We start from the raw sequence: 15,266 nt of genomic DNA on the forward strand, positions 1-15,266 counted from the left end.
TGGCCACTGTCATCGACCGGACATCCCATCACCCTGGGGCCGAGGATCTCCGGCTACGGCACCCGCTGTAGTTCGTGTTGCAGTGCGTTCAGTTCTGCGCCGCCGGCCATCTGCTGGGTGAGCTCCGCCAGCTCGATGTCGGGCTTCTCGTAGGAGCCGAGCGCTGTGCCTCGTTCAAGAAGCAGAAACCGGTCGCCGACGAGATAGGCGTGATGTGGGTTGTGGGTGATGAGAACGACACCGAGGCCGCGGTCGCGGGCCTGTACGACATACCGCAGGACCGCACCCGCTTGCTTGACGCCCAGAGCGGCGGTGGGTTCGTCGAGGATGAGCGCGGTGGCGCCGTAGTGCACCGCCCGTGCGATGGCCAGGCATTGCCGCTGTCCGCCGGACAGTGTGCCGACGGGCTGTTCCACGTCAGGGATGTCGATTCCCATGTCGGACAGGGCTTCCCGAGTGGTCTTCTGCGCCCTTGGCCGGTCCAGCAGTCGCAGTGGCCCGATCCCGGTGGTGGGTTCGCGGCCGAGGACGAAGTTGCGCCACACGCTCATCAGCGGTATCAATCCGAGATCCTGGTGCACGGTGGCGATGCCGCGGTCCAGGGCCGCTCGCGGTGAGGCGAGCCGGGTCGGTGCACCATCGATCCGCAGCTCACCCGTGTCGTGCTGGTGCACGCCGGACAAGATTTTGATGAGGGTGGATTTGCCGGCACCGTTATCGCCCAGCACGCAGGTGACCTGACCGGCATTGACGACCATCGACACGTCCCGCAGTGCCACCACATTGCCGTAACTCTTTCCGACAGACAGTGTTTCGATCAATGCGGTCATCGGCGCGCCCTCTCCGTGCGCTTGGAGAATTGCGTGTTCACCAGTACCGCCGAGAGCAGCAGGATGCCCAGGAACAGCATGAACCAGTCGCTGTTCCAGCGCGCGAACACGATTCCCTGCTGTGCCATACCGAAGGTCAGCGCACCGATCGCAGCGCCGACTACGGAACCGAACCCGCCGCTGAGCAGGCATCCACCGACGACAGCGGCGACGATGTACTGAAATTCCGAGCCGACTCCCTGGCTGGCCTGGACGCTGTCGAATCGCAGGATGTCGCACGTGCCGACCATCCAACCGGCGGCCGAGGTGGTCATGAACAGCATGATCTTGGTTTTCGCGACGGGCACACCGACCGCTCGTGCGCCCGCCGGCGATCCGCCCAGAGCAAAGACCCAGTTGCCGAATCGGGTGCGCGCCAGCACGATTGCGGCGATTGTCGTCAGCGCGATCCACCATAGCGTCGATGCCTGGATGCGAGCATCGCCGATGCCGATCGTGGAGGCGAACACCGCGCCTGCCGAGGAATAGCCGCCGGACTCACGGATGCCCGCCACCTGCACGGTCCCGGTGACCAGGCGCGTCACTCCGAGGTTGATACCTTGCAGGGCAAGGAATGTGCCGAGGGTGACGATGAAACTCGGTAACCCGGTGCGCATCCCGAGCCAGCCGTTGAGTGCGCCGATGGCGAGGGCGAAGATCAGCGAGACCAGCAGCGCCGGCCACACGTTCCATCCCGCGTGCACTGCGAGCAGCGCGGTGACCAGCGCGGTGGACCCGGTCATCACACCAGCCGACAGGTCGAACTCACCGCCGATCATCAGCAGGGCCACGGCGATGGCCATGATGCCGATCGAGGACGCATCGTCCAGCCACGTCGAGATGCCCAGGGGGCTCAGGAACTGGCCGGTGTCGATCGAGAAGAATACGAAGACCGCTGCCGCGCCCAGCGCCGCGCCGATTTCCGGACGCAGGACGAGCCGCCGTACCCACGGTGCTCGGGCTGTGGGCGGGTGCACCGGAGCTGACGTGGCAACACTTACTTCCGGGGGTCTCAGCGCGTTCCCTGCGCCACAAGCTTGGCGATCGCATCGACGTTGGACTTGTCGATGAAGCCAGGCCCCGTCGGGATCGGCAACCCACCCCCGACGGTGTCGAGGTTCGACCGGTACAGCTGCAACATCACGATCGGCAGATACCCCTGCTCATACTGTTGCGGGTCGGCGGAGAACAACACCTTGCCCGCTCGAATGGCATCGATCACCTCGGTGTTGAGAGTCGAGGTGGCAATCGCTGCCGTGGAACCGGCTTCCTGCGCCGCGGCTACCGAGCGGGCACCGATCTGGGCGTTGGCAGACACCACCGCATCGATCGACCGGTCCGCCTCGAGCGCGGCCTTGATCCGGGACTGCACATCGGTCGGGTTGTTGATGTCGACCACCACCGTGGCGGTCGGCTTGGCGAAACCCTCCGCGGTGCCCTGGCAAAAATCGTCGCCGCTGACCTGGCCGGCCATGTGATTCACGATCAGCAGCTTGGTCTTACCGGCATCACGCAGACGCTTACCCATGGCCGCGGAGACAGAGCGCTGATTGTTGCCAACGTGGCCGATGGCGCCGAGGGCGGCACTTTCGGATTCGCCCGAGTTGGTCGTCACCACCGGGATACCAGCCGCCGCCGCACGCCGGATGGTCCGGCGGGCCGCTACGTGTCATGCCCGGACTCGCGAATGCTCCCCAGCAAAACGTCTACGTGCGATCCGCCGACCGCACTCCGGTCGCCTCGCGCACCGCGGGGACGATCTCCTGTGCCCAGCGCGAGAGCATCTCGGAATCCGGCTCGGCGCCACCGGGCGCGAAGAGCACGAAGCCCGCGGCGTCGTGGTGGACCACGGCATCGGTCAGCTCGTCGATCCACTGCCGCACCGACCCTCCGATCCAGCGGCCCTGCTCGTCGCGGGTGCGGGGCAGCGGTTCGGCGGTGATACGTCCGGGCAGGTTGTACACCGTGGCGACGTCCGCGGGTGAGCGGCCCGCGGCCTCGGCCGCCGCATCGATGATCGGGCGGGATTCGCGGAAACGGTCGCTGAGCCAGTCCGCGGCGTGCCCGGGGATCCAGCCGTCGGCCAATTCACCCGTCACCGCAAGGGATTTGGGTCCGACCGCACCGGTCCAGATCGGCGGTGCCGGTGCGGCCGCCGGTTCCAGATCGTGCACCGAATAGAACTCGCCCTCGAAGGAGACCGGCGTGCCGCCGCCGGACAGCAACCGCACCAGCCGCATCCCCTCGGCCATCGCGCGCACCGCGGCGCCGGGGGTCAGCTTCGCGATGCCGAGCTTGGCGATGTCGTCCCAGAGTCCGCCCGCGCCCATGCCCAGCACGATGCGGCCGCCCGACAGCGTGGACAGCGAGGTGACCGTCCGCGAGAGCATCGGCGCGGGGCGGCTGGGCAGGTTGGTGACGCTGACCAGCCCGGAGATCCGGCTGGTCGCGCCCAGCGCGACGCCGATGATCGAATACGCGTCCAGGCGCGCGCCGAAGTAGGGGTGATCCGAGACCGTCACCAGGTCCAGCCCCTGCCGGTCGGCGTGCACGGCCAGGCTGATCGATCGGGCCGCGTCGGCGGCCGCGGTGCTCACGCTGGTGCCGAACCGGATGGTGCGCTGTGTCATGGTCGATCCTTGTCATTTAGTTCGTGATGCGAATCAGCTACCCTGGGCGGGTGATCGGGAGCAAGAGCGGGCGGATGGACGTCGTCACCGGGTTGGTGCGATCGTCATTCCTGGTCAGTGCGGTCTACACCGAGTCGGCCCGCGAATACGGCATCACCGCGCAGCAGGGGCAGCTGCTGTGCGTGCTGATGTCGCAGTCCTACGGCATGACCGAGCTGGGCGCGGTGCTGGGCCTGGCGAAGTCGAGCCTGACCGGCCTGGTGGATCGCACCACGCAGCGCGGATTCCTGCGGCGGGTGCCCGATCCCGACGACGCCCGGGCGGTCTGGATCGAGCTCACGCCCGTGGGCCGGGAGCTGGCCGAGCGGTTCTACGACGAGACCTGCCGCCGGATCGATGAACTCCCCGGAGGTCTGAACCCGCGCGAGCGCGCCCAGCTCGCGGCGCTGCTCGAGCGCGTGGTGACGGACAACAGGGTGCCGATGGTGTTCGGCGACCGTTGAATTCGGCGGATCCGGATTCATATCTCTTCTTCCATAAGTTCGTGACACGAACCATATTAGTTCGTGTCACGAACTGCAAGCGGTGATATGTGGAGCCATCTGTGAACACGCTTGTACACAACCTGTGGCGATCGGTCGCGGCGTGCTGTTAGCGTGAGCACGGTGACGATGAAGCCACGTATCGAGCCGGGCCGCCTGCGCGAACTCGGCCCCGTGAACTGGGTGGTGTGGCAGGCGCTCTCGCGTGCCGCCGGTACGCCCGACGCCCACCTGTTCAGCACATTGGGCCGGACCGGCGGACTGTTCCGCGGCTGGCTGCACTTCTCCGGGCGGCTGATGCCCGGCGGCAAGCTGCGCCGCTACGAGACCGAACTGGTGATCCTGCGCGTGGCGCACCTGCGCGAGTGCGAGTACGAGACCGACCATCACATCCGCCTGGGCAAGCGCGCCGGGGTCACCCTGGAAATCCTGGACCGGCTGCGCGAGGGCCCGCAGGCTCCGGGCTGGTCGGACAAGGAGCGCGCGCTGCTCACCGCGGTCGATCAGCTCGTGCTCACCCGAGGCATCGACGACGCGGCTTGGTCTGCCCTGGCCGCCCACTACGACGAGCAGCGCCTCATCGAAATCGTGCTGCTGGCAAACCAATACGAGGGTCTTGCCAGCACGATCACGACGCTGCGCATTCAGACCGACCACTGAGCGGTCGAATTTTCGTCGTCCCGCCGCGCGGTGCGAACCGTCGTCCCGGCGCGATGCCGGCCGGGATATCGCGGTGGAATCCGGCCGGCGGTGTGCCGGGAGTGACGCGAAAGAGTAACTAGCGCAACACGTATGGCGAGATCGAGCTGCGGTGCTCGCTGATGTCCAGCGACTTGCCCAGCGGCGGGAACGCGCGCTGCGGGCAGTTGGCCCGCTCGCAGACGCGGCAGCCCGCGCCGATCGGGGTGGCCTTGGGGTCGTTGAGATCCAGGCCGTCGGCGTAGACCACGCGCCCGGCGTGGCGCAGCTCGCAGCCCAGGCCGATCGCGAAGGTCTTGCTCGGTTCGTTGTATCGGGTGGCCCGGCGCTCGACGGTGCGCGCGATCCACAGATATTTGCGTCCGTCGGGCATCTGCGCGATCTGGGTCAGGATGCGGCCCGGGTAGGCGAACGTCTCGTAGACGTTCCACAGCGGGCAGGTGCCGCCCGAGGACGAGAAGTGAAATCCGGTGGCGGACTGGCGTTTCGACATGTTCCCGGCGCGATCGACCCGCACGAACGAGAACGGCACCCCGCGCAACTTGGGCCGCTGCAGCGTCGAGAGGCGGTGGCAGATGGTCTCGTAGCTCTGGGTGAAGAATGCCGACAGCCGCTCGATGTCGTAGCGGAAATCCTCGGCCACCTCATGGAAATTCGTGTACGGCAGCACGGTGGCGGCGGCAAAGTAATTGGCCAGACCCAGTTTTGCCAATATCCGGGTGTCCGCGGAGGCGAAATTGCCCTCCTCGACCAGCTTGTCGATCAGGTCGCCGCATTCCAGATAGGCCAGTTCGGCGGCGAGCTTGAACACCCGCTGCCCGCCCGAGAGGTGCGGGGCGATCTCGAGCCGCCGGGATTCGGCGTCGAAGCGGTGCAGCACACCCTCGCCGAGGTCGATGCGCTCGATGATCTGCACGCCGTGCGCGGTGCTGAGGCGATTGGCGATCTCGCGCTTGAGATCCCCGCCGTGGAAGCGCATCCGGGTGGCGAGTTCCTCTGCGGCGGTGTCCAATTCGTGGATGTAGTTCTGCCGCTGATAGAAGAAGTCGCGCACCTCCTCGTGCGGGCGTGAGATCGCGCCCGAGCCGCTGCCGTCGGCGAAGCGGTCCTCGGTCGCGGCCGCGAGCTGCGCGGTCGTATTGCGGTAGCGGCGGTGCATGTTCACCATCGCGCGCGCCAGGCTCGGGTGAGCGGAGACCATGTCGGCAATCTCGTGGGCGTCGGCCTCGATGCCGAGCTCGGTGTCCATCGCCACTTCCTGGAGTTCGGCGATGAGGCGGGTGTCGTCCTGTGAGGAGAAGAAGCTGGTGTCGACGCCGAAGACCTCGCTGATGCGCAGCAGCACCGGCACGGTGAGCGGGCGCACATCGTGTTCGATCTGATTGAGGTAGCTCGCCGAGATCTCCAGCTTCTTGGCGAGCGAGACCTGGCTCATGCCCCGTTCGGCGCGCAGCTGCCGAAGCCGCGCCCCAACGTAAGTCTTGGCCATGTCGCCAGTTTAAAAAGGATTTACAGCAGTGCCAATAGCCGATTAGCACACGTCGTGAGCTTTTTGTCACACCCTCGCGTTACCGTCGAGTGCGTGTTGCTGTCACAGGTAGTCGAGGCATCACAGGTTGTCCGCGCAACCTCCTCGCGAAAGCTCAAGGTCGCCGCCGTAGCGCAATTGTTGGCCGAGGCCGCGCCCGATGAGCTGGCCCAGGTCGTCGCGTGGATCTCGGGCGAGCTCACCCAGGGGCGGATCGGCACCGGCTGGCGCACGCTGGCCGCCGTCGAGGCCGAGCCCGCCGCCGAACCGGAGCTAACGGTCGTCACGGTCGAGGGCACCCTCGGGAAGCTCGCGAGTACCGCCGGGGCGGGCAGTGCGGCCCGGCGGCGCGAGCTGTTGGCGGGCCTGCTGCGGGCGGCCACCGCGCCGGAGCGGGATTTCCTGGTGCGGCTGCTGACCGGCGAGCTGCGCCAGGGCGCGCTGACCGCGCTGGTGGCCGAGGCCGTGGCACGCGCCGCCGAGGTGCCGGTCGAGCAGGTGCGCCGGGCCTACATGCTCTCGGGGCAGCTGCCGGTGACGGCGGTCGCGGCCATGACCGGCGGAGCGGCGGCCCTGGCCGGATTCCGGCTCGAGGTCGGCCGGCCGATCCAGCCGATGCTCGCGTCGCCGGGCGCCACGCTGGACGATGCGCTCGCCGAATTCGAGGGCGAGGCGAGCGTGGAGTACAAGCTCGACGGTGCGCGAATTCAGGTGCACCGCAAGGGTTCCCAGGTCTGGGTGTTCACCAGGACGCTGCGCGACATCACCGCCGGGGTGCCGGAGCTGGTGCGGCTGGTCGGCGAACTGCCCTGTGAGAGCGTGGTTCTCGATGGAGAAACCCTCGCCCTGACCGATTCCGGTCGTCCGCGGCCGTTCCAGGAGACGATGAGCCGCTTCGCAACCGTCGACCCCGACTCCGCGCCGCCCACCTCGAGCCGGGATCTGCTGCTGCACCCGTACTTCTTCGACTGCCTGCACCTGGACGGTGTGGATCTACTCGACGCGCCGCTCTCGCAACGCCGCACCGCGCTGACGAAAGTCGCTGCGGAACACAGCATTCCGGCGCTCATCACGCCCGATTCCGAGGCCGCGGCCGAGTATTTCGATACCGCCCTGGCGCTCGGGCACGAGGGCATCGTGATCAAGTCGCTGTCCGCGCCCTATGCCGCGGGCCGCCGGGGCCGCGCCTGGCAGAAGGTCAAACCCACGCACACGCTGGACCTGATCGTGCTCGGCGCGGAATGGGGCTACGGCCGTCGCACGGGCTATCTGTCCAATCTGCACCTGGGCGCGCGCGATCCCCAGGGCGGCGAGCCGATCATGGTCGGCAAGACGTTCAAGGGACTCACCGATGCGCTGCTGGCCTGGCAGACCGAGGAATTTCCCCGGCACGAACGGGCCCGCGACGGGCACGTGGTCTATCTGCGGCCCGAGCTGGTCGTCGAGATCGCGCTGGACGGCGTACAGGTCAGCCCGCGTTATCCGGGCGGCGCGGCGCTACGGTTCGCCCGTGTGGTGCGCTACCGCCCGGATAAGGAGGCCGCCGACGCCGACACGATCGACGCCGTGCTGGCGCTCCTGCCTCCCGGTTAGTGAACTCTCCCACCGCCGGTGGCGGGCGGCGTCGAGCCTGATCGTGCCGGATTGCATTCGCCGGGTACAGGTTCGTTCCGCAGGCGGTGCCCCATCCAATCCATCGCCGCCAGGTACCCGCCGAAGTAGGCGAGTATGTGTTCGCCGCCCACGATGTTCTTCACCGCCTGTACGCCGAGCGCGCATTGTTTGTCGTAAAGCTCCTCGGCGCCCGTGGCGGACATCCAGATGTCGTGCTTGCCGTTGTAGATGTAGAGGGGCATCCCGGCCTTGCGGTCTTTCAGGCTGAGGCGCTGGAACATCTTCTCGGCGAATTCGGTGTAGAGCGGGTTGGCGTTGTTGGCCAGCGCCTCGAACGGTATGCCGAACACTCCGAGCGTCGCCATCTGGGAGCTGCATACCTCTTTGTACGGCGACATTGCCGCCCACTGCGCCAGATGATTCATGCGGCCGAGCATCTCGGGGTGTTCGCGGGCCATCGCGAGGGCGATGGTCATCAGCAATCCCGACACATACGTGCCGTCATAGGTGCGAGCGAAGGACTTGTAGTCGGTGGCCAGGCCGCCCATCACGGCTCCGGCCAACTGCGGCTTCAATTCCGGGGCGTACTCGTCGATCAGCATCGCCGCGGCGTGTGTGGCGATCGCGCCGCCCGAATAGCCGGTCATGGCGAAACGGCTCGCACCGAACTGATCCGGCATCACGTGCCGGACCGCGCGGACGGTGTCGAGCATCGTATGACCGGCGACCGTCGGCTCGGCGTACGACATCAGAGCGCCCTCGTGGTCCGGTATCACCACCGCGTAGTTCTGGCTGACGGCCCACATGGTGGGTGACGGCACGAAGTCGTTGCCATTGACCGCGTCCAGGCTGTATCCGTGCGACAGCACATATCCCGGAGTGCAGCGCCGATTGAGCGCATTGATCGGTGTCGCGTTCAGTACCACGGGCCGGGCGCCCGGCCCGGTCCACGGGTTAAAGGGCACCAGCAGGGTCGCGGTGCCGAACGAGGGCGTGCCGTTGGCGTCGGTGGTGCGGAACTTCAGCAGTACGGCCCGCTGGAACAGCGACATTACCGATGTCAGCACCATCGGTACCGCCGGCCAGGTCACATCCCGCGATTCGATGATGTCGCCGGGCCGGTACCGCGCCAGGTCCGCGGGGGAATTATCGAAGAGCGGATCGCCGGTCGGGCTGGATTGGATCGCATGCCACAGTGTTGCCAGATCCGGCGGAAGACCATTCTTATCGGCGGGAGCATGGGGGAGCACTTCGGACGGCGACGGAATATGGGTATTGATCCACTCCTGTAGGGGGTCGGTCCCGGATCGGAATGCGTTGGCGGATAGGCCGATCCGGAGTTCGCCGGGGGAGGCGTCTTACCGGGATCGGCCACTGCGGCGCCGGTCGCCGCCTCGACCGCTAGCATGCAGCTGGTCAGTACGGCGAATACGGTGGCACGCAGTCGTTTCAAGATGCACCTACCTGTGAGTTGTTACCCGAACAGAACAGGACGCGACGTCGATTCCGCCGCTCCCCCATGCAGCGGCCGCGACACAATATAGCCGATCGACTGATATAGCTGAGTGATTGCTTAGAGGGGTCGCAAGAAAGATCAGGTCTCTGACAGAGAGTTCACAGATTTATCGCGGTACTTCTCGAGGTAACAGGCGCAGGATCAGTGATGTCGGGTCGACCGGCACGGATCAACTGCCCTGATCCGTCATCCCTAGCCATCGGCGGCGCTGAAAACTTCCCTCGCCAGCGCCGCCGTTCGGCGTCTTCCGCCTTTGTTTGCGGAGGTAACTATTAGGGTGCTCTCAGGCGAATTCAGTGGTCGGGCCGCTGTTGCCGCGGCAGAATCGGGTGCGGGGGACAGGCCATTTTCCCGCTGCCGGCGTCGTAGCACCTTGGGCGCGGCGCCGGCAGCATTTCTCTGTGTCATATGGCGGCGCTTCCGGGCCGCCGGTGCGCGCCGCTAGGCCTCGTACTCGTGGTGGTCGCTCAGATCGGGAAGCCGGCATCTGCCCGCGGTCACCTCGGCCGCCAGGTCGTCGTAGGCGACGGCGAGTTCGGTCAGCCGGCGCCACGCATCGTTGATGACCCACTCCGGGGAACTGGTCAGCGCGAGATAGGCCAGCGCCGAGAACTGCGCCAGCCGGTCGATCACCGTGCCCACCGTCTCGGTGTGCAGCCGCACACCCCGGTGGGCGTGCGGTAACTCCCGGGCGACCCACCGGTCGATGTCGTGCACCAGGTGCGCTCTGTGCCGATCGATATCGGTGACCGTGCGGGTGGCCGCGTCGAGCCGCTGCTCGTGCAGCTCGGCGAGCCGGCAGGCGGATCTGAGCACCAGGTGCTCCTCATTCGGCAGGCCCCGGCAGGCGTCCAGCAGCAGGTTCTTTGGTGGGAGTGGTTCCACGTCGGATCATCCTGCACGCCCAATGTTTCTGAACGGCAACGAAGGTCGGTGGCGCGCTCAGACCAGATCCACCCGGACGCCGGCCTCGCGGATGGCCGCGATCGCGTCCGGGTCGGCGGCGGAATCGATGACCAGGATGTCGATGTCCTCGGTCGGGCAGATCTGGGCCAGCGCGGTGCGCTCGAGCTTCTCGGCGGTGGCTACGACGATGACCCGGTCGGCGCGACGCACCATCTCGGCGTTGACGCCGGACTCGTCGAGGTGACGGCCCTGGGCGCCGCCCGCCGCGGTGATCGCGTTGACGCCGAGAATCAGTGTGTCCAAATGTAATTGGGACATCGCGCGCTCGGCCATCGGGCCGTGCAGCTCATAGGACTCCCGCCGGGCCTGCCCGCCGATGCAGATGGTGCGCAGGTGCGGGCGCAGCACCAGCTCGCCCGCGATGTTCAGCGCATTGGTGACGATGGTCATCGGATTGTCCGCCGACGTAGGCAGATCCGGGCGCCCGGCCAGCGCGCGCGCCACGGCCGTGGTGGTGGTGCCGCCGTTCAGGCCCACCACCTCCGTCGGATTGACCAGGGCCGCGGCGCGTTCGGCGACCCGCTGCTTGGCCTCGTCGCCGGTGCCGCGATAGCGCGCGGGCAGATCGTAGGCGACCGACGTCGCGACGATGCCGCCGTGCGTGCGGGTGGCCAGCTGCTGATCGGCCAGCGAGGTGAAGTCGCGGCGAATGGTGGCGGGGGAGACCGCCAGTCGTTCGGCGGCCTCCTCCACCGACAGCCGCCCGGCCTCGGCGAGCAGTTCCAGCAGCCGGTTCCAGCGCAGTGATCGATCCGCGGGGACGGTCATTTCACGCTACCGGCGGTCAGTCCGGCGACCAGGCGCTTTTCGATGAATGCGAACAGGATGACGACAGGCACGACGCCGACAGTAGAGATGCCGAACACGTACTGCCAAGCCGTGTCGTACTGCCCGATGAACTTCGTCAGCGCCACCGACAGCGGCTGATTCTCCGGCGTGGTCAAAATGACGAGACTGGCGGCGAATTCGTTCCAGCACGACACGAACGCGAAGATCGTCGCGGTGACGATGCCCGGCCAGACCAGCGGCAGGCTCACCCGGGTCAGAATCTGAATCCGGTTGAGCCCGTCCAGCTGGGCGGCCTCTTCGATCTCGACCGGCACCGAGGCGAAGAAGCTGTGCAGGATCCACACCGCGAAGGACAGATTGAACGCGGCGTTGACCAGGATCATCGCGAGCCAGGTGTCGTTGATGCCCAGCGCGAAGAACTCCCGGATGAGGCCGGTCACCAGCACCACCGGCTGCAGCATCTGGGTGACCAGCACCAGTCCGAGGAAGGCCAGCTTGCCCGGAAAGCGCCGCCGCGCGGTGTAATACCCGGCCGGGATCGCCACCAGCAGCACGATCACGGTGGCGGCCACCGAGATCACGATGGTGCTGACCATGTTGTACGGCAGCGGCGTCTCGGGGGTGTGCCACATGGTGGCGTAGTTGTCCGGACTCCAGTGGTGCGGAAGGTAACTCGGCGGGATGTGCAGGATCTCCGAACGCGGCTTGAGCGAGCCGATCACCATCACCAGATACGGGATCAGGAAGATCACGGCGATCACGATGCCGACGAGCGTGAGATCCCAACGGCGCCTGGGCTTTTTCGGTTGTACCGGCGAAATATGCTGTGCCGTCGGCGGATCGATGGCGTCGGTGCCGGCCGCGGCCGTCGCGGTCCGGGATTCCGAGGCGGTCATCGTGCCTCCTCACCGGTCGGGCGGATCAGTTTCACATAGATCGCGATGATCACCACGATCAGGACGAAGTTCAGGACGCTCAGGGCGGCCGCGGTGTCCAGCTGTTGATTCTGCTGAATCAGCTTGAACGTCAACGTGGTTGTGGTGTCCGCCGAGAAGCCCGCGATGCTGCCGGTCAGCACCTGCAGGATCGGCAGGGAGTTGAACACGTTGATGATGTTGATGATCGTCGCCACCGCGATCGCCGGACGCAACTGCGGCAGCGTCAGGTAGCGGTAGCGCTGCCACGCGCTGGCGCCGTCGACCCGGCCCGCCTCGTTCAGCTCGGCCGGAATCGACTGCAGTCCAGCGAGAATCGTGTACGTGGTGAACGGGATGGAGACGAACACCGCGACCGCGATCGCGGTGACGAACGCGGGGCCCGCCTCCTTGGTGAACCCGAAACCGCGGTGCAGGACGCCGATGTCGACCAGGAACTTGTTGGCGATGCCCACGTCCGGGTCGAGCATGTACGAGAAGACCGTCGTGGTCATCACCACCGAGGCCGCCCACGGCACCAGGATCGACATCCGGACCGCGGTGCGCCCGGGGAAGTTCTTGTTCAGGAATTGGGCCAGCGCCGTGGACAGCACCAGGGTGATCAGCACGACCGCGATCACCCAGGCGATCGTGTGGACCAGCACGCTGCCCAATTCGGGCCGCGCGAACAGGGTTCGGAAGTTGCCCAGCCCCGCGGATCCCTGGTCCTGGCCGTAGGAGGTGAGCCTGCGGGTCGAGGTCCAGATCATGTATGCCGCGGGGAACGCGACGATCACGGCGATCAGGACCAGGGCCGGGCCGACCCACGGCAGCGCGCGCAGCGTTGCCGTGGATCGGTGACCGGTCCTTACGCCGGCGGCGCCCCTCAACTCGCCGCCTGCTGAATCGACTTCAGGACCGTCGCGGGATCGGCGCCGGTGGTGACGGTGCCCAGCTGCTGCTTCATCGCGCCCTCGGCCGCGGCCCACTTCGGGTTGTTGCTCGGGTAGAACTTGGCGGTTGGCAGGGTCGCGCCGAAGGCCTTGACCACCGGGTCATCGGACATGGCCTGCGCGCCGGAGGTGGTGACCGGGATGAAGTGTTCGGCCTTCACGAACGAGGCGTAGGTGGCGCCCTGGTAGAAGAAATCGAGGAACTTCTTGATCGCGGCGGTCTTGTCGACCTTCTTCTTGAACGCCATCAGGTGATCGGCGACGCCGAGAGTGACGGGTGTGCCGTCCTGGGTCGGGGTCGGCGCGGTGGCGTACTTCAGGCTCGGGTTCTTCTGCTGGATCATGCTGATCACCGGCGGCAGGCCCTCGATCATGCCGAGCTGGCCCTGGATGAAGGTGTTGATCAGCGGGGTACGGTTGGTTGCGCCCGGATTCGGTTGCGTCACACCGGCACTGGCGAGTGCCTTGATCGCCTGCACGCCCGTGACGTTCTGCGGGGTGTCGATGGTGATGTTGGTGCCGTCGGACCAGTTGCCGCCCGCGCCGAAGGTCCACAGCGAGGTCTCGGCCTGGGTCTCCTCGCTGCCCAGCGGCAGGCCGTAGCCGGAGACGCCGCCGCCGAGGGCCTGGATCTTCTTCGCGTCGTCGGTCAGCTCGGCCCACGTCTTGGGCGGCGCGGCGATGCCGGCCTTGGTGAACAGGTCGGTGTTGTAGAACAGGGTGCGGGTGGAGGCGAACAGCGGCAGCGCCCACTGGGTGCCGTTCATCGACGCGTTCTTGATGAAGCTCGGCTGCAGATCACTGAGAACGGAATTGTCGACGATCTGGTTGGCAGGATAGAGCTTGCCGTCCGAGGCGTAGGTCGAGTACGCGTCGATGTTCAGGATGTCCGGGGTGCTCGACTCGTTCTGCAGGTCGGTGCGCACGACATTCGGGATGTCGGTCCACGACTCCATCTGCAGGTTCACCTTGATGCTCGGGTTCGCCTTCTCGAAGTCGGAGATGATCTTGTCCCACTCCGACTTGGTGCCGTCGCTGTAGATCGGGGCCAGGAAGGTCAGGGTGTTCGGGTCGTTGGAGTCGGACTTGCTACCGCCGAACCCGCAGGAAGAGGCGACGAGCGCCAGGCCGGACAGGAGCGCGACCGTGGAGAGGGCGCCGCGGAGTGGACGTTTCACTACAAGAGCCTTTCAATGGTGCACACCCGGCGGTTCGACCGACGAGTGTGGAGCCAGTGATTCGATTGGTCCGAATTTAGCTCACGCATTGATCGTTTGTGCACGTTTTGATTGTAAAGTTGACATGAACGATCATCGGGGCGATTCTTGGTCTCGTGCCGACCTCTGCCGATCGAATCCCTGCCGAAACCCATCTGGCCACCGAGGTGGCCACTCAACCCGACGACTGGGCGCGCGCCGCCACGATCGCCGCCGACCACGCCGCGCTGCTGCCACAGCCGGGTGAGCGCGTGGCCGTCATCGGTTGTGGCACCTCGCTTTTCATGTCACGCGCCATCGCGGCGCTGCGCGAATCCGCGGGCCACGGCAGCACCGACGCCTGGCCCGCCGGTGAGGTGCGCCGCCACGACTACGACCGCTACCTGGTGATCTGCCGCTCCGGCACCACCACCGAGGTGGTCGCGGCGATGCGCGCGCTGCCGGAAGGCGTGCCCCGCACCGTCATCTGCTCTAGTCCGGGCACGCCCGTGCTCGAGCTGGCCGATCCGATCCTCATCGATCAGGTCGACGAGCAGTCGGTGGTGCAGACCCGTTTCGCCACCACCGCGCTGGCCATCCTGCGCTGGCATCTCGGCGAGGATCTCGCTCCGGTGATCGCGCAGGCCCGCGCGGTCCTGGCCGAGGATCTCGACTCCGCCGTAGCGGCGGTGCGCTCGGCCGAGCAGATCAGTTTCGTCGGAATGGGTTTCGCCGCCGCCATCGCCGAGGAGGCCGGGCTGAAGCTGCGCGAATCCTGCCAGTCCTGGACCGAGGCCTACCTGGCCACCGAGTGGCGGCACGGCCCGATCAGCATCGCCGCGCCCGGCCGTGCGGTGTGGGCGTTCGGGCCGCTGCTGCCCGGTCTCGCCGACGACATCAAGGCCACCGGAGCGCATTTCGAGCACCGCGATATCGACCCCATGGCGGATCTGGTGCGCGTGCATCGGCTCTGCCAGGCGCGCGCGGCGGATCTGGGCCTGGACCCCGACCATCCGCGCAGCCTGAACCGCTCGGTGATTCTGGGCTGAC

The 15,266-nt window shown here is 66.7% G+C and carries 14 protein-coding genes and 1 pseudogene; 4 read left to right on the forward strand and 11 right to left on the reverse strand.

Features of this window, described 5'->3' with window-relative positions:
* Positions 1–53: 53 nt before the first annotated feature.
* From ABH933_RS36825 to ABH933_RS36840, 4 genes and pseudogenes are all read right to left on the reverse strand, one after another.
* Positions 54–830 carry an ATP-binding cassette domain-containing protein gene (locus tag ABH933_RS36825; RefSeq protein ID WP_429424598.1) on the reverse strand — a complete coding sequence of 259 codons (777 nt, stop codon included), beginning with the start codon at positions 828–830 and terminating at the stop codon, positions 54–56.
* Positions 827–1,846 carry an ABC transporter permease gene (locus ABH933_RS36830; RefSeq protein WP_429424600.1) on the reverse strand — a complete coding sequence of 340 codons (1,020 nt, stop codon included), beginning with the start codon at positions 1,844–1,846 and terminating at the stop codon, positions 827–829. The genes ABH933_RS36825 and ABH933_RS36830 overlap by 4 nt, the downstream gene beginning before the upstream one ends.
* Before the next feature lie 35 nt (positions 1,847–1,881).
* A pseudogene (locus ABH933_RS36835) lies at positions 1,882–2,520 on the reverse strand (substrate-binding domain-containing protein); the annotation flags it as partial.
* Positions 2,521–2,575: 55 nt separating this feature from the next.
* Positions 2,576–3,499, reverse strand: a complete 924-nt coding sequence (locus ABH933_RS36840; RefSeq protein ID WP_429424602.1) for an LLM class flavin-dependent oxidoreductase — start codon at positions 3,497–3,499, stop codon at positions 2,576–2,578.
* 50 nt (positions 3,500–3,549) lie between these two features.
* Between ABH933_RS36840 and ABH933_RS36845 the strand changes: the two genes are divergently transcribed.
* On the forward strand, positions 3,550–4,002 hold the full coding sequence (locus tag ABH933_RS36845; protein ID WP_429424604.1) for a MarR family winged helix-turn-helix transcriptional regulator: 453 nt from the start codon (positions 3,550–3,552) through the stop codon (positions 4,000–4,002).
* Between the two features lie 168 nt (positions 4,003–4,170).
* On the forward strand, positions 4,171–4,701 hold the full coding sequence (locus ABH933_RS36850; protein ID WP_429424817.1) for a carboxymuconolactone decarboxylase family protein: 531 nt from the start codon (positions 4,171–4,173) through the stop codon (positions 4,699–4,701).
* 118 nt (positions 4,702–4,819) lie between these two features.
* On the opposite strand, the gene ramB is transcribed toward ABH933_RS36850, so the two are convergent.
* Positions 4,820–6,229 carry an acetate metabolism transcriptional regulator RamB gene (ramB, locus tag ABH933_RS36855; RefSeq protein WP_215915527.1) on the reverse strand — a complete coding sequence of 470 codons (1,410 nt, stop codon included), beginning with the start codon at positions 6,227–6,229 and terminating at the stop codon, positions 4,820–4,822.
* A 93-nt stretch (positions 6,230–6,322) separates the two neighbouring features.
* Between ramB and ABH933_RS36860 the strand changes: the two genes are divergently transcribed.
* Complete coding sequence (locus ABH933_RS36860) at positions 6,323–7,861, forward strand: ATP-dependent DNA ligase (RefSeq protein ID WP_429424607.1); 1,539 nt, start codon at positions 6,323–6,325, stop codon at positions 7,859–7,861.
* Here the strand turns inward: ABH933_RS36860 and ABH933_RS36865 are convergent.
* The 6 genes from ABH933_RS36865 to ABH933_RS36890 form a co-directional block, all read right to left on the reverse strand.
* Positions 7,858–9,132 carry a lipase family protein gene (locus ABH933_RS36865; RefSeq protein ID WP_429424609.1) on the reverse strand — a complete coding sequence of 425 codons (1,275 nt, stop codon included), beginning with the start codon at positions 9,130–9,132 and terminating at the stop codon, positions 7,858–7,860. The two genes, ABH933_RS36860 and ABH933_RS36865, sit on opposite strands and share 4 nt — an antisense overlap.
* Before the next feature lie 707 nt (positions 9,133–9,839).
* On the reverse strand, positions 9,840–10,283 hold the full coding sequence (locus ABH933_RS36870; protein ID WP_429424611.1) for a DUF4254 domain-containing protein: 444 nt from the start codon (positions 10,281–10,283) through the stop codon (positions 9,840–9,842).
* Between the two features lie 57 nt (positions 10,284–10,340).
* Positions 10,341–11,132: a DeoR/GlpR family DNA-binding transcription regulator gene (locus ABH933_RS36875; protein ID WP_429424613.1), complete on the reverse strand. Its 792-nt coding sequence runs from the start codon at positions 11,130–11,132 to the stop codon at positions 10,341–10,343.
* Positions 11,129–12,049, reverse strand: a complete 921-nt coding sequence (locus tag ABH933_RS36880; protein ID WP_429424615.1) for a carbohydrate ABC transporter permease — start codon at positions 12,047–12,049, stop codon at positions 11,129–11,131. Before ABH933_RS36880 ends, ABH933_RS36875 begins: the two co-directional genes overlap by 4 nt.
* Entirely contained in the window at positions 12,046–12,957 is a 912-nt protein-coding gene (locus ABH933_RS36885) for a carbohydrate ABC transporter permease (RefSeq protein WP_429424617.1), read from the reverse strand. Before ABH933_RS36885 ends, ABH933_RS36880 begins: the two co-directional genes overlap by 4 nt.
* Positions 12,954–14,198, reverse strand: a complete 1,245-nt coding sequence (locus ABH933_RS36890) for an extracellular solute-binding protein (protein WP_429424619.1) — start codon at positions 14,196–14,198, stop codon at positions 12,954–12,956. Before ABH933_RS36890 ends, ABH933_RS36885 begins: the two co-directional genes overlap by 4 nt.
* Positions 14,199–14,353: 155 nt before the next feature.
* On the opposite strand from ABH933_RS36890, the gene ABH933_RS36895 reads away from it, so the two are divergent.
* Positions 14,354–15,265 carry an SIS domain-containing protein gene (locus ABH933_RS36895; RefSeq protein ID WP_429424621.1) on the forward strand — a complete coding sequence of 304 codons (912 nt, stop codon included), beginning with the start codon at positions 14,354–14,356 and terminating at the stop codon, positions 15,263–15,265.
* Position 15,266 lies beyond the last annotated feature (1 nt).

Origin of the sequence: Nocardia sp. GP40 (assembly GCF_050434125.1) — a bacterium.
Classification (GTDB): domain Bacteria; phylum Actinomycetota; class Actinomycetes; order Mycobacteriales; family Mycobacteriaceae; genus Nocardia; species Nocardia albiluteola.